This window comes from Gaetbulibacter aquiaggeris, assembly GCF_044003965.1.
Taxonomy (GTDB): Bacteria; Bacteroidota; Bacteroidia; order Flavobacteriales; family Flavobacteriaceae; genus Yeosuana; species Yeosuana aquiaggeris.
Genome location: NZ_JBAWKC010000001.1, coordinates 563216 through 578313, shown reverse-complemented (window position 1 = coordinate 578313; position 15098 = coordinate 563216). Strand labels below are relative to the sequence as shown.

At 35.8% G+C, this 15098-nt stretch carries 12 protein-coding genes; 6 read left to right on the top strand and 6 right to left on the bottom strand.

The window, feature by feature from the left end:
- Nucleotides 1–27: 27 nt before the first annotated feature.
- Nucleotides 28–807: an XRE family transcriptional regulator gene (locus V8G56_RS02325; RefSeq protein ID WP_395436852.1), complete on the bottom strand. Its 780-nt coding sequence runs from the start codon at nt 805–807 to the stop codon at nt 28–30.
- Nucleotides 808–893: 86 nt separating this feature from the next.
- Here V8G56_RS02325 and V8G56_RS02320 point away from each other — a divergent pair, with 86 nt between their 5' ends.
- Nucleotides 894–3866: a DNA polymerase III subunit alpha gene (locus V8G56_RS02320; protein ID WP_395436851.1), complete on the top strand. Its 2973-nt coding sequence runs from the start codon at nt 894–896 to the stop codon at nt 3864–3866.
- Nucleotides 3863–5083 carry a DNA polymerase IV gene (gene dinB / locus V8G56_RS02315; RefSeq protein ID WP_395436850.1) on the top strand — a complete coding sequence of 407 codons (1221 nt, stop codon included), beginning with the start codon at nt 3863–3865 and terminating at the stop codon, nt 5081–5083. The genes V8G56_RS02320 and dinB overlap by 4 nt, the downstream gene beginning before the upstream one ends.
- Before the next feature lie 41 nt (nt 5084–5124).
- Here dinB and V8G56_RS02310 read toward each other — a convergent pair whose 3' ends face one another.
- The 4 genes from V8G56_RS02310 to V8G56_RS02295 form a co-directional block, all read right to left on the bottom strand.
- On the bottom strand, nt 5125–7158 hold the full coding sequence (locus V8G56_RS02310; RefSeq protein ID WP_395436849.1) for a lectin-like domain-containing protein: 2034 nt from the start codon (nt 7156–7158) through the stop codon (nt 5125–5127).
- Nucleotides 7159–7218: 60 nt separating this feature from the next.
- Nucleotides 7219–7425, bottom strand: coding sequence for a helix-turn-helix domain-containing protein (locus V8G56_RS02305; RefSeq protein ID WP_395436848.1), 207 nt, complete (start codon nt 7423–7425; stop codon nt 7219–7221).
- A 2-nt stretch (nt 7426–7427) separates the two neighbouring features.
- Nucleotides 7428–7934, bottom strand: a complete 507-nt coding sequence (locus V8G56_RS02300) for a DUF2975 domain-containing protein (RefSeq protein WP_395436847.1) — start codon at nt 7932–7934, stop codon at nt 7428–7430.
- 89 nt (nt 7935–8023) lie between these two features.
- Entirely contained in the window at nt 8024–9808 is a 1785-nt protein-coding gene (locus V8G56_RS02295; RefSeq protein ID WP_395436846.1) for a M61 family metallopeptidase, read from the bottom strand.
- 168 nt (nt 9809–9976) lie between these two features.
- Between V8G56_RS02295 and V8G56_RS02290 the strand changes: the two genes are divergently transcribed.
- The 4 genes from V8G56_RS02290 (at nt 9977) to V8G56_RS02275 (ending at nt 14550) form a co-directional block, all read left to right on the top strand.
- Nucleotides 9977–11797 (top strand): TonB-dependent receptor, encoded by a 1821-nt coding sequence (locus tag V8G56_RS02290; protein ID WP_395436845.1) that lies wholly within the window; start codon nt 9977–9979, stop codon nt 11795–11797.
- Nucleotides 11798–11865: 68 nt separating this feature from the next.
- Nucleotides 11866–12834: an alpha/beta fold hydrolase gene (locus tag V8G56_RS02285; RefSeq protein WP_395436844.1), complete on the top strand. Its 969-nt coding sequence runs from the start codon at nt 11866–11868 to the stop codon at nt 12832–12834.
- Between the two features lie 142 nt (nt 12835–12976).
- Nucleotides 12977–13849: a cupin-like domain-containing protein gene (locus V8G56_RS02280; RefSeq protein ID WP_395436843.1), complete on the top strand. Its 873-nt coding sequence runs from the start codon at nt 12977–12979 to the stop codon at nt 13847–13849.
- A gap of 203 nt (nt 13850–14052) precedes the next feature.
- Nucleotides 14053–14550: a DUF6646 family protein gene (locus tag V8G56_RS02275; RefSeq protein WP_395436842.1), complete on the top strand. Its 498-nt coding sequence runs from the start codon at nt 14053–14055 to the stop codon at nt 14548–14550.
- A gap of 63 nt (nt 14551–14613) precedes the next feature.
- On the opposite strand, the gene V8G56_RS02270 is transcribed toward V8G56_RS02275, so the two are convergent.
- On the bottom strand, nt 14614–15087 hold the full coding sequence (locus V8G56_RS02270; protein ID WP_395436841.1) for a regulatory protein RecX: 474 nt from the start codon (nt 15085–15087) through the stop codon (nt 14614–14616).
- Nucleotides 15088–15098: the final 11 nt, after the last annotated feature.

Here is a 15098-nt window from a genome sequence, read left to right as displayed (position 1 = left end):
ATTGCTCAGTCATAATTTTAATCATTGCTATATATAGTTCTCAAGTTCTTTAATAGACTTTAGCTCAACTTTAAGTTCTTGAAACATATTCATAATACTGCTGAGTTTTAATTCCTCCTCGTTATATTCCTGAGTATTAATGCAACAGGTAAATTCCCATAATTCTAATACCTTTTCTATAGCTACTTCATATGGATTGTAGAATTTATTATCACTGCTTAACAATAAGGTATTATGTTCCTTAATTTTATTATATACCCGCTTGTAAACCAAGCCATCATCTTTGGTGAGCACAATATAGGTTCTGCCGTCTTTTACATCATTAAGATCTTCAACAAATTTAGCCACTATAAATGACCCATCCTTTACAGGCAACATAGAGTCTCCTTTTATAGGAAAAGCACGATGTGTTCCGGTAGGCAAAAAAGGAAGTTTTATCTTTTGTAATTGTTCTATATATTCAGGATCTGCATATCCTTCTAAATACCCTGCTGAAGCTTTTGCCGGGACAATCTCTATAAGATCTTCATTGCTTTCATTAACTGTAATGGGAAACAGCACGCGCTTGTTTCCAATATCAATAAACGAGGTGCTCTTTGCCAGTCTTAAATCATTCTTCACCAGAATATCTATAGGGATATTAAAATAATTTGACAGGTCAATGAGTCTGTCTATTGGAGGCTCCGAGCGTCCTTCTTCATAAGATCCTACTATAGAACGCGTCCATTGTAGCTCCTCTGCAAAACGCTCTTGAGAGAACTTTTTAAGCATTCGCAGGTGTTTTATATTAATTTGAATAGGCTTCATAACACTTCTTTTTTTTTTAACATTAATTACTACAAATATAAGCAACAATAACTACATATTGTAGCTTATTTTTACCATATAGAATTATGTATCTCAATTGTCACTCATATTACAGCTTACGCTATGGCACTATAAAGCCAGAGCGATTGCTTGCCATTGCTTCAGAAAATGGCATCCAGACACTGGCATTGACCGATATTAATAACACCTCGGCATGTTTAGATTTTGTCCGCCTTTCAAACAACTATAAAATTAAACCAGTACTTGGTATAGACTTTAGAAACCGTGCCAAACAGCAGTTTATTCTGATAGCAAAAAACAACAATGGCTTTTATAATATTAACCAGTATCTGTCTGCGTTTTTACATAATCCAGACTTAGAAATTCCGGAGCAAGCACCACAACTTGAAGATACGTTTGTGGTATATCCTTATATACATAACAAAACCTATACCTTAAAAACCAATGAGTTTTTAGGTATTAAACCCCAAGATCTTAACCATCTTAAATTTTCAAAATGGAATGCTTTTAGAAGCAAACTTGTGGTATTACAAACTGTTTCCTTTGAAAACAAAAAAGGTTTTAATACGCATCGATTACTACGTGCTATTGACAACAACACCTTATTGAGCAAACTACCCAAAACAGAGCAAGGTGACCCAACGGACAGATTATTACCTTATAATGAGTTGTGCAATAGCTATCAAGAATTTCCAGAGCTTTTAGAAAACACCTCGTCACTTTTAGAAGATTGTACGATTAATTTCGACTTTTCTCAAGAAGTGCCAAACAACCAGCGGTCATACACCAACAACGAGCTATTAGATTTTAAATTATTAAAAAGACTGACTTATCAAGGATTACATTATCGCTATAAAAAACCTGGAGAACGTATTTTTAAACGTATTGAAAAAGAACTGGAAATCATTAAAGAAAAAGGCTTTGTATCCTACTTTCTAATCAATTGGAAAATCTTAAAATACGCCCGCAGTAAAGGTTATTTTTATGTGGGTCGTGGTAGCGGCGCCAATAGTATCATTGCTTATTTATTGCGCATCACTGATGTTGACCCTGTAGAACTCGATTTATATTTTGAACGCTTTATCAATCTATACCGAAAAAATCCACCCGATTTTGATCTTGATTTTTCCTGGAGAGACCGTGACGACATTACGCAATTCATCTTTAGTCGTTTTAAAAATACAGCGCTTATTGCGGTTTACAATACCTTTAAATTTAGAGCTTCCGTAAGGGAATTAGGGAAGGTTTTTGGCTTACCAAAAGCTGAAATGGATGTACTTACCAGAGGAAAATATAACATAAACCAACTGGATGCCTTATCACAACTGGTTATTAAATACAGTACCTACATTCAGGGATTTCCTAACTATTTAGGGATTCATGCTGGTGGTATTATTATTTCAGAAAAACCCATTCACTATTACACGGCTACCTTTATGCCACCAAAAGGATTTGCTACCACACAATTTGACATGGTGGTTGCAGAAGATATTGGCCTTTACAAATTTGATATTTTAAGTCAGCGTGGGTTAGGAAAAATTAAAGAGGCCGTAAATATTATAAGATACAATCATCCTGAAAAAGCCCCCATAGACATTCATGATATTAAGCGTTTTAAACAAGATGAAAATATTAAAAACCTGTTACGCCACGCCAAAGCTATTGGCTGTTTTTATGTAGAATCTCCCGCTATGCGTATGCTCCTGAAAAAACTGCAGGTAGACACCTATTTAGGCTTGGTTGCTGCCAGTTCTGTCATTCGACCCGGTGTTTCAAAAAGCGGTATGATGCGCGAGTATATTTTGCGGTATCGTTATCCCGAAAGGCGCAAAGAGGCACATCCTGTTTTGCTTAAAATCATGCCCGAAACCTATGGCGTTATGGTATATCAGGAAGACGTGATTAAAGTCGCCCATTATTTTGGTGGCTTAACTTTAGGGGAAGCTGATATGTTGCGACGCGGTATGTCTGGAAAATTCAGGTCTCGTGAAGAGTTTTTAAAAGTAAAACAGCAATTCTTTGATAATTGTAAAAAAGAAGGTAAACCTTATGAACTCACCGAGGATATCTGGCGACAAATAGAAAGTTTTGCCGGGTATGCCTTTGCCAAAGGGCATTCGGCATCCTACGCGGTAGAAAGTTATCAAAGTCTGTTTTTAAAAGCCTATTATCCTTTGGAATATATGGTAGCAACTATCAATAATTTTGGTGGGTTTTACAGAACCGAACTCTATGTGCATGAAGCCCGAATGCATGGTGGTGTTATTGAAGCACCTTGTGTTAATGAGAGTTTTAATGAAACTATTATTAAAGGAAAAACTATTTATTTAGGCTTTATGTTTCTACATGCCTTTGAATCAAAAACCGTAAAGCGCTTACTTCAGGAACGCAAAAAAAATGGCCCTTTTAAAAGTCTTGACGATTTTATAGACCGGGTCCCCATTTCAATAGAACAAATAAGTATTCTGATAAAAATAAATGCATTCCGTTTTACAGAAGTTAATAAACGGGAATTACTCTGGGAGGCCTATTTAAAAATCAGCAAGACCGTTATTCAAGAACACGTCACTGATTTGTTTAAAACGGAACGCGTCAATTATAAAACGCCTGAATTACCCAGTACCACTTTAGAGCATGCCTTTGATGAGATAGAACTTTTAGGGTTCTCACTCTGCAGCCCCTTTCATTTAATAGAAAATCATGTCAGAAATCCGTTAAGAGCAGCACAATTCGCGAAATTTAAAGATAAGATAATCACTATTGAAGGCTATTTAGTCACTACAAAAACTACGGTTACCTCAAACGGAAAATACATGTATTTTGGAACTTTTTTAGACCGTGATGGTGATTTTATAGATACCGTTCATTTTCCACCAATAGCTACTAAATTCCCTTTTAGAGGGCACGGCATTTATAGTATTACTGGTAAAGTTTTAGAAGAGTTTGACTGCATTACTATTGAAGTTATTACCATGTATAAATTAGCTGTTGTTGAAGACCCACGATATAGTGATACCATAAAACACCTTACGGCATGACCTCTGGAGAACGTTCTATAGTACATATGGATTTAGATGCTTTTTTTGTGTCTTGTGAACGCTTGCTAGATAGCAGACTTATAGGAAAACCAGTACTTATTGGTGGCACTAGCGACCGTGGCGTGGTGGCTTCTTGCAGCTATGAAGCCCGTAAGTTTGGTGTGCATTCTGCGATGCCTATGCGTATGGCAAAAATGCTTTGTCCAGAAGCTATTGTGCTTCGAGGGAATTCCGGAATTTATTCAAATTTTTCAAGAGACGTTACCGATGTTATTAAAGAGCATGTGCCGCTTTATGAAAAAACTTCTATTGATGAGTTTTATATTGACCTAACGGGAACCGATAAATTTTTTGGGTGTCATAAACTGGCTTCAGAATTGCGACAACGTATTATGAAGGAAACGGGGCTCCCCATTTCATTTGGAATGTCTGTTAATAAAACCGTTTCAAAAATAGCCACTGGTGAAGCCAAACCAAATAACGAAATCCGTATTTTAAAAGGTACTGAAAAACCATTTCTCGCTCCTTTATCTGTTCGGAAAATACCTATGGTTGGAGAGGTCACTTATAAATCGCTTTGCGATTTAGGGGTAAAACGCATTCAAACCGTACAGGAAATGCCTATGGAACTTATGCACAAAGTACTTGGCAAAAATGGCTTAGTTATCTGGAAAAAAGCAAATGGTATTGATGATAGTCCTGTGGTACAATACCATGAACGTAAATCAATCTCTACAGAGCGCACTTTTGACAAGGATACCACAGATATGGTTAAGTTAAAAAGCATCATTATTGCCATGGCAGAAAATTTAGCCTATCAACTACGCCGGGGTAATAAATTAACTGCTTGTGTGACCTTTAAAATCAGATATTCAGATTTTCAAACCTATACACAACAGCAGCATATTCCTTATAGTGCCATGGATCACACCATCATTCCGGTAGTGCTAGATTTGTTTCACAAACTTTATAATCGCAGACTTTTAGTCCGGTTAATTGGTGTTAGGTTTAGTCATTTAGTTGAAGGTGGTTATCAAATTAATTTGTTTGAGGACAATGAAAAACATATTCACTTAAGCCAGGCTATTGACAAAATGCGTGAGCGTTATGGTGATAGGGCTATTGTTATCGCCGCCGGCATGGAGGCCAAAAGCATCAGCAGATGGAACCCTTTTAACGGAGAGCCACCACCGCTTCTGGCCAATAGACGACAGTAATTAATCTTCTACAAATTCCAAAATATCTGCAGGTTGGCAGTCTAACGCTTTAAAGTAAAATGAGATCTAAAGACTCGTGGTGACCCATCTTCACTAAAATAGTCTACTTCAAACCAATAGTCATTTGTTGGCATCGGTGCACCATTATAAATACCATTCCATCCAAAACCACTAGGATATATAACAGCTATCATCTTACCGTATCGATCATAAATACTTATCCTTGCACTTGTCTGATCTCTTAAGCAATCTATATTCCAGCTATCCTTATAACTATCCCCGTTTGGTGTAAAAACCTTAGGATATTCCAAAATCCTAAATGCACCAACAGCAATATTACTGCAGCCCGATATTTCACGAGCTCTTAACATATGTTCATCACAACCAGTAATGCCACTAAAAGAATTCTCTCTTAACCAAGGACCATTATCTAACTGAAACTCATAAGTTCCAGTACCCCCTGCTACATTAGCTACCACCGTTTGATTATCACTAAACGGTTCTGAAATAATTTCAACTTCTATAACAAGCTCACTAATTGGAATGACTTGTATTTCTAAAGCAGTTTCTATAGAACATTGGCCTCCATCAGGTGTAAAAGTATACCTAGTCGTTACTAAATTATTAAAAGCCGGAGACCATGTTCCAGTAATTCCTTCAGCTGAAGTAGTAGGGAAATCATCTACAACATCTCCTTCACAAACTGAGTTAAAGAAGTTAAAAGTTGGTACAATAGGATCTGTTACAATAATTTCCAAAGTTGCAGGTCCTGCACAACCTTGACCAGAATCTGGTGTAAATGTATAAACCGTAGTTTGCATATTATTTAAGGCAGGAGACCAGGACCCAGTAAAACCATTGGATGACGTTACTGGCAATTCTTCTAAAAATTCACCAGGACAAATCTGATTAACCGCATCAAAAATGGGCATCAATGTAGGATTGACTATTATTTCCAGAGTTGCCTCAAACGCACATTCGCCATTTGAAGGCGTAAAGGTATAGGTTGTGGTTTTTGAATTATCCAATTCTGGAGCCCAGGTACCACTGATACCATTATTTGAAATAGAGGGCAATTCATTTAGTGCATCTCCCTCGCATATTGCAGGTACCGGATCAAAAACTGGATCTATAAATGGAAGGACTGTTATAGTTATATCTTCAGATGTAGTTTCACCGCATACATCACTAATTGTAACAGTATAAGTAGTTGTTAATGCTGGTGATAAGTCTGGATTCGCAATATTTGGATTGCTAACTCCAGTGGTTGGTGTCCAGCTATACGTATTTCCACTTGGAATAGTAGCATCTACATTAGTAGAATTTCCCAAACAAATTGTTTCATCTTGTAGCTGAAGATTATCTACAAATGAAAGACTATTAAAACAGACCCGTTGTACATTTGATAAACCTCCTGTAGACCCGACGAAACCGAAATACACGGTATCATCTCCTGAAAATATGGTTAATTTAACATCTTGATTTAAGGTTAATCTCAATACACAATCAAAAAAAACACTTAAAACTTTGGTTGTTGCGTTCCAAACGATCTTTACTTCATGGCTGTTTCCGTCTTCAATATTTGGGCTTGATATACTTGCTTGAATAGGTCCAGCCAAATTATTGAAAGTGTTATTATGATCAGGGCTTCCATTTTGCATAATAGCAATATGATCATAAGCTGGGTCACCATAAAGCTCAACACCATTACCGTTATTCTGATAAGTATCAAACTCAATAACCAAAGATGAAGATACCCCATTATATCCTAATCCTCCTCCAATACCACCAATTACAGGCGTAGGGTTTCCTTTGAATACTAATGCCATTCCATCAGCACCATTGGCATCCTTGTTACCAAAAACATTTTGATAATAAATAGTAAAATTGGAATCAAAATCTATAGGGTTATCATACCAGACACCTCCGGCTTGATCTAATTGATCTGGCGTAATAACATAACAATTATTTCCCTGATTGATAGCATCACCAATTACTGTCGCATTCAACTGTGCATATACTTGAGTAAGACTACCCAATACAATAAATAAGAAAAAGTAAGATTTTAAATTCAAGATTTTATCATACTATAATTGCTAAGATATAAAACTAGCCTGACTTAAACATCCATACGGCTAACCTTCTACATATTCCAAAATATCAGCAGGTTGACAGTCTAAGGCTTTACAAATAGCTTCCAGCGTAGAAAACCGAATGGCCTTTGCCTTGCCGGTTTTAAGAATAGACAGGTTTGCGGTGGTAATGCCCACAATATCTGCCAATTCATTGCTCTTCATATTTCTTTTTTCAAGCATTACATCCAGATTTACAATTATTGACATAGCTATATGGTTAAATCGTTTTCCCTTCTTAACTCTCCGGCTTTCGAAAAAACTTCACTTAAAAATAAAAAGAAAAGGCCCATTATAATAAAAATAACCCAAGACGTGTCTACACCAACTTTAAGAATATTTGCTAATAAAAATCCTAACACCAACTTCACAATAGCAGAACCAAAACCACAAATTAAAAAGAGTGTCCCAATTTTTTTAAAACTTAAAATAACCAATATTGAGAAATAATTGCCTTCAGACAAATCTTTAAGACTTAATTTAATCAGTCTAACGGCTCTAAAAAACAAATAATAAAGCGTTCCAACTAAGATCAAGGTTATTAAACTTTTATGTAATGGTAAGACTCCCAAATCCACTTTACTTCCTAAAAATGTAATCTCATAACTTTGATTTGTAAATAGTAGTAGCGGTAAAGAAATAATGGCACCAACAAACCCTATAATCATTAGATAATAATAAATAGTTATCAGTTTTTTTAAAATATTTATAGTTTTCATTATGATAAAATTATCGTTTTACGATAACAAATATATAAATTTTATTGATAAACAATAATTATTTTAACAAAAAAAAGAAAACAAAAGAATTAATCAGCTTGTAGCCAAGCCTTTCTATTTGCCATTTTATCTGCTGTTAGCTCTACATTATTAGTTTTCAACAGACCCAAATGATACGCATGACTTGCTTGAAATGTTACCAAGGTTTCTTTAGTAACTCCTAGTCGTTCAAAAATAATAGATACTTTGTCATTTGGTTTATAGTTATTTAATAAGGTATCTAAATCTGCCGAATCATCAATGAGTACCTCTCCCACTTGAATGATTTTATCACCATTTTCCAAACCCGCCAGATAAGCCGAAGAGCCCATAATAGTGTTTTCAACAATCAATCCATTTTGTACATATGCTCCAAAAGAAACTTTGCTCTTGTCTTGAGTTAAAGACACACCTACATTATTTAGTAATCGTTTCATATCTGGCATGTCACTTTTATAGATGTAATGACCAAAAAAATAATCACCAAAATCATTCCCTGCATATTGATTCAAAGTATGATGCAAGTCTTCAACGGCATACGGTTTTTCCAGTTTACCAAAATTTGTCCACATCAATTTCATGTAATCATCAAGGTTCAATCCCTTTTCTCTTAACGACAAATCTAAAGCCAGCCCAAGCATACTGCCATAAGAATAATAGGATATGAAGGTATTGACTCTATTCACAGGATCAACTGAGGTTGCGGCATCTACAAAAGGCGCCTGAGTACTCATTTCAATAGGATTAAAAAACTGCCTTCCGGGAGAATTCCATACATAGTTAAAGTTTCCTATTAGGCTGTTAATATAGTCTTCAGGGCTCATTAAACCTGCTCTGCATAAAGATAAATCATCAAAATAACTGGTAAACCCTTCCGCAAACCACAATGCACCACTCATATTAGCTTCTTCAAAATTAAAAGGCTCCAACCCTTTAGGGCGAATACGTTCTACATTCCAGGAATGAAAAAACTCATGTGCCACCGTGCCAATATTCCCATCCATTCCGCCCTCGGCTAAACTCCTGGTCGAAGTCAAAATAGTTGAGTTTCTATGCTCCATACCATCTCCGGATGCATTAGGAATATAGCATGCTAAAAAGGTATAAACACCATAGTCAAAGGTTGGAAGTTCCCCAAAAATTGTTTCTTCCTGTAATACCACTTTCTTTACCTTTTCAAAATAAGTATCTAATTCAACTTCTGTCCCATTATGGTGTAACACAAAATGAATGGTTTGCCCTTTTACGTCAAAAGAACGTGTGCTGTAATTACTAATTTCAGTAGGGCTGTCCATAAAATATTGAAGATCTCTGGCATAATAGGTATTGCCACTCATGGGTTTTAATTGTGTTGCCACTTTCCAGTTTAAGTCTTTACGTGTTTTAAAAGTAACTTCAATCCCTTTATTTTCTAAACTTTTTGCATATATGAAGGTTGCCGGCATATTCAAATGCGCATGGGTTTCATCAATTTGCGAATAAGTACCGTCTCCTCGGTTAGCGAATAATGTGTAGCTTATATAGATGGTGCCATCATGTCCCTTAACTTTCCATGAATACGGATCTGTTCTGCTTACCTCTATAATTTTTCCTTTTCCGTCTGTAACCTTTAGCCCATACACATTTTTTATAAACTCATGTAAAGCATAACGCCCGGGTGATGTTCTGCTCATTCTTAACTCAACCTTATCACTTTTTAAATCTGTAAAGGTCGCTTCAATAAAAGCTTCATGATGCGCGGCATTTTCAAATGAAATGGCATAAGTAGTTGCCACTTGTGCATTTAAACTATACAACACCCCGATCAAAAACAGATAAGAAGGAAATCTCTTCATAACATAAAATTTAGCGCCTAAGATACTATTTAAAAATATTCAATACATTTTTTTATAACCCATTGTCTTCAAACTCTTTCTATTCTTGTTTTTCGTGTGCTTTGTATTAATCCATTATTATCATTTGGGTTTGGTTAATTTTATTAATTTTGCCCAAAATCCAACCAGATGCGCTTTAAAAACTCATTGATTTTAGTGTTGCTATTATGCAGCAAAAACATCCTTTCTCAACAAGACACTTTAAGAGAGCAATTACAGGAAGTGGTTATCAAATCCAGCAGAATTGACTTGCCTTTTTCTGAAAATTCAAGAACCATCACCATCATTACTTCTGAAGATATTAAACAAAGTGCCGCTACCAATGTGGCAGATTTATTGCAACAATTTGCCGGAGTGGACATCAGACGCCGCGGAACCGCAGGTATGCAAGCCGATCTATACATTCGTGGCGGTAGTTTTGATCAGACGCTATTACTAATTGATGGTATTAAAGTTGAAGACGCACAAACCGGACACCATACTATGAATATGGCGTTACCAATAGAAGTTATTGAACGTATTGAAATTATTAAAGGTCCTGCCGCAAGAGTTTTTGGGCAAAATGCCTTTACAGGCGCCATTAATATTGTCACCAAAAAAAATCAGGACAACTTGGTTTCTTTAGGTGTGCAAGCAGGCTCTTTTGGTCAAAAAAGTGGGATAGTGACGGTGGCCAGTAATTTAGAAAACTCCGCTCATTTAGTTCATGTTTCAAGAAACATTTCAGATGGGTATCGTTATAACACGGACTATGACAACCAGAACTATTTTATTAAAAGTACTTTTAATAAAAATGCGCTTCCTATTGATATGATAACCTCATTTTCTGAACGAAAATTTGGCGCCAATGGCTTTTATGCTAGCCCGGCGGCTATCAACCAATATGAGGAAACACAAACCAGTTTGGTTGGTGTCACCACAGAAATTAATAATGATAAGCTTACGTTAAAACCACGTTTGTACTGGAGACGTAATCAAGACGAGTATATTTATGTGCGTCAGGACCCCTCTATTTACCGAAATTTACACCAGACCAATAAAGTTGGAGCAGAAATTAATGCGCAATATAGTTCAGATCTAGGGGTGACAGGTTTTGGAATTGATATGGCAAAAGTGTATTTGTCAAGTAATAACTTAGGCCAACGCCAGCGTTTTATGACCACGATTTTTTTAGAGCATTTATTTAAACTGGCTGATGGCAAATTAGATGTCACTCCTGGTGTAGCGATAAATTATTTTTCTGATTTTAAGTTTCATGCATTTCCTGGAATTGATCTAGGTTATAAAATCAGCCATACCCTAAAAGCTTATGGAAACATTGGTTATACCTACAGAATACCGACCTATACCGATTTATATTACAGCGACCCTAATACATTAGGTGACGAAAATTTAAATCCAGAAGAAGCCATTGCTCAAGAATTAGGTTTGAAATACAACACGAATCATTTTAGTGCTTCTTTTGCCCTTTTTAACAGAGACGCCAAAAAACTTATTGATTATGTTAAAGACAATGTGGACGATAAATGGCAAGCGACTAACATTGCAGAATTAAACACTAAAGGTTTTGAAATAAACACCAGTTATAATTTCAAATTAGGATCCTTTAATCAACTATTAAATCTTGCTTACACCTTTTTAGAGGATGAACTAAAAAACATCAATGTTAATTACTCCAGGTACTCCATCAATTCATTAAAACATCATGTAACTTCCAGATTAAGCACCAGTTTTATAAAAAATGTGTCTCAAAGCATTGTTTACAAATATGCCGAAAGAACTTCAGGAGATAGTTATTCAGTTGTTGATGCCAGCGTTAATATAAATCTTAAGGCTTTTGAAATTTCAATAGTTGCTAACAATATTTTTAACACAGAATATACTGAAACAAACTTAGTACCCATGCCAAAAGGGAATGTGTTATTTGGAGTAACTTATAATTTTAAATAATATAGATAAAGAACCTTTGTTTTCTCTTTATAAAATTTAAGTATGTTTGTATCAAATCCTAATTAAATATGAAACAGCATACAGCTATTCTAAACCTCATCTTCCTTCTTATCACTCTAAGTTCCTTTTCACAAAAAGACCCGGACATCTTCAGTAAATTTGAGTCTAAATTCTACGAAATAGATGGCTATAAAATCAATGTAGAAGTTAAAGGTAGCGGTGACCCTATTTTCTTTTTGCCTGGCGGGCCAGGTAATTCTCATGATTACATGCAAGCTAATTTTGGACAGTATTACAAAACCAATACCGTGGTATTTTTTGATTTTTTAGGAAGAGGAAAAAGTGACGATGCCAAAGACAACTCTGAATATTCTGTTGAAAATGATGTGGCTCTTATTGAAAACTTACGGCAACTTTTAAACTTTGATAAAATTTCTATTGTTGGGCATTCTTATGGCACGGTTCCCGCACAAGCCTATGCCATAAAATACCCGAGTCTGGTTGATAAATTAATGCTGATAAATGGTTTTCATAGCGGTGCCATGTGGCAGGCCAATTGTGATAGTTATAACCATTATGCTAAAACACATTTTCCTGAAAAATGGAAACAGGTTGATTCTTTAAGAACTTTAGGATATGTGTCCAGCCAGGAACCTTTAAAAACTTTATACGCCAGTATTCCTACCAAATATGTATATTATCACAATACTGCAATAAAAGGAAATGCCCCTAAAGAACCTTACAGAGCCATGGCAATTGATGTTTATGAGTCTATTATTGGCGAAGATGGTGATTTTGATGTCAGTGGCAGTATGATCCATCAGGATTACAGACAACAGCTAAAAAAGGTGCCTGCTAAAACCTTGATTGTTGCCGGCAGATATGATGGTGTTTCTACTCCAGAGTATAATATACAGTATAAAACCTTTATGCCACAAGCGCAATTTGTGATGTTTGAAGAAAGTGGACACAACCCCTATTTAGAAGAACCTGAAACTTTTTATGCCCTGTTTGAGACCTTTTTTGGCATTAAATAACTATTTTTTTGAGTTCGATTTGCGTTAGCGATTGCAGCAAACTACCATGTAGTGCGGAAAGCGCGGCCCGAAAGGAAACGCACAAAATACTATTTCAAATTTCAGAAGCTTTTCTTAACTTTGAACTAGTAATACAGCGTCCATGACATTGAACCTACAAGACATTCCTCGTGTTAAGACCATTAGTAAAGACGACTTTATAACCCATTATTTTAAGCCACAAAAGCCTGTGGTGATTGAGCGTTATATTGACGACTGGCCTGCCTACAAAAAATGGAATTTAGACTACATGAAAACCGTTGCCGGCCATATAACTATTCCTTTATATGATGACCGCCCTGTAGATTACAAAGACGGGTTTAATGAAGCGCATGCTACAATGAAAATGAGCGATTATATTGATTTGTTGAAGCGTGAGCCTACCAGATACCGTATTTTTTTATGGAACGCCCTCAAGGAAATCCCTGAGCTTCAAAAAGATATTAGCTTTCCAGATCTTGGTTTACGTCTTATGAAAGATATTCCTATGTTATTTTTTGGCGGACGTGATTCTTACACCTTTATGCATTATGATATTGATCTCGCTAATATTTTTCATTTCCATTTTGAAGGCAGCAAACAAATTATCCTGTTTGACCAGAACCAGAATGATTATTTGTATAAAGTACCACACTCTTTAATTACCAGAGAAGATATTGATTTTGCCAAGCCTGATCTTGAAAAATGGCCTTTACTGGCAAAAGCAAAAGGCTTTAAAACAGAACTCAATCATGGTGAAGTGTTATATATGCCCGAAGGTTACTGGCATTATATGCGCTATATCACACCCGGATTTTCTTTAAGCTTACGCGGCATTCCAAGAAACCCTAAAAACTTATCCAAAGCCATTTACAACCTGTTTATTATGCGCCATTTTGATAACGCCATGAGACGCCTAAAAGGGCAAGAATGGATTGACTGGAAAAACCAACAGGCCATTATTAGAACCCATAAAAAAAATGGGATTGCTGTATAAGCAACTCTTATTTAATCGGTTGATTTGCCTGTTTTAGGTATTTTAAGAAATCTCCTGGTTTTTAAACTCATATTATATCAAAACTTGTAATATATTTGCCAACTAATTTTAAACTCAAATCGTGCTATGGGCAGAGCTAACAATGTTGTTAAACCCAACCCGCTTACTTTGCAAATGGCATTTTATCATTAAAAAACAAAAAGATGAAAAAATTAATTTTATTAGTCGCTATTCTTAGTGTCTCTCTTAGTCATGCACAAGCGTTTAAAGGCAACACAGATAATAAATTTCAGGTGGGTACCAGTTTACAAAACAATGCCACCGGAATCAACGTGAGCTTTGACTATGGTTTAGGTGAAAACATCTCTATAGGCGTATCAGGTTCCTATGCTTTAGGCATAAAAAATGATAATGCCATTGACGCTACTTTTGGTGACCGTTTTGATGCCAAGGTCCGTTTTAATGCCCATTTAGGCAATGTGGTTAATATTGATGAAAATTTTGATATTTACCCTGGTTTAGACCTGAGCCTTAAAAACTTTGGCGGTCATTTAGGTCTGCGTTATTTCTTTACAGAGGGCTTCGGTGTGTACACTGAATTTAATGTCCCTCTTGCAAAATATGACACGGGTGTTTTAACTCCGGGCCAAGAATTATTCAATCAGTTTACTGTAAATATTGGGGCTTCTTTTAGTTTGTAAAAGCAGGCTTTATAATATTAAAAGCGGAAATGGTATAGATGCTGTTTCCGCTTTTTTACAGGCTTATTTTATCAATTCATTAGCTTTTTCATACACCAAATGGCTTTCCCAGCCACGGTATAAAAAGTAGTCGATAAACTTCTTTTTTTTCTTTAACTTATTGGTTTCCTTGATACTAGAGACTCTTTTCTCTGCTAAATCATTAAAAACCCTGATATAATCTTCGTCAGTAATTTCTTCAAGTGCCATTTTTATATTAACTTTACCCACACCTTTTTGCTTTAATTGAAAAGCTAAACGGTTACGGCCCCAAGCCTTAATTTTGAACTTGCCACTTACATATGTTTTGGCAAAACGTTCTTCATTAAGAAAATTATGATTTAAAAGGTGCACTATTATGGTGTCAATAGCCTCAGGAATCATAAACATATTGGTTAGTTTTTGCCTAACCTCTTGATGGCTACGTTCTTGATACGCGCAATAAGACTCCAGTTTGCTGGTGGCTTCTTGTACGGTATATGTTTTTTTGGGTTGCATACTCCAAAAAT

Coding starts and splice junctions, on each gene's coding strand:
- V8G56_RS02325 (WP_395436852.1), bottom strand. CDS start 807: ATGAAGCCTATTCAAATTAATATAAAACACCTGCGAATGCTTAAAAAG.
- V8G56_RS02320 (WP_395436851.1), top strand. CDS start 894: ATGTATCTCAATTGTCACTCATATTACAGCTTACGCTATGGCACTATA.
- dinB (WP_395436850.1), top strand. CDS start 3,863: ATGACCTCTGGAGAACGTTCTATAGTACATATGGATTTAGATGCTTTT.
- V8G56_RS02305 (WP_395436848.1), bottom strand. CDS start 7,425: ATGTCAATAATTGTAAATCTGGATGTAATGCTTGAAAAAAGAAATATG.
- V8G56_RS02300 (WP_395436847.1), bottom strand. CDS start 7,934: ATGAAAACTATAAATATTTTAAAAAAACTGATAACTATTTATTATTAT.
- V8G56_RS02295 (WP_395436846.1), bottom strand. CDS start 9,808: ATGAAGAGATTTCCTTCTTATCTGTTTTTGATCGGGGTGTTGTATAGT.
- V8G56_RS02290 (WP_395436845.1), top strand. CDS start 9,977: ATGCGCTTTAAAAACTCATTGATTTTAGTGTTGCTATTATGCAGCAAA.
- V8G56_RS02285 (WP_395436844.1), top strand. CDS start 11,866: ATGAAACAGCATACAGCTATTCTAAACCTCATCTTCCTTCTTATCACT.
- V8G56_RS02280 (WP_395436843.1), top strand. CDS start 12,977: ATGACATTGAACCTACAAGACATTCCTCGTGTTAAGACCATTAGTAAA.
- V8G56_RS02275 (WP_395436842.1), top strand. CDS start 14,053: ATGAAAAAATTAATTTTATTAGTCGCTATTCTTAGTGTCTCTCTTAGT.
- V8G56_RS02270 (WP_395436841.1), bottom strand. CDS start 15,087: ATGCAACCCAAAAAAACATATACCGTACAAGAAGCCACCAGCAAACTG.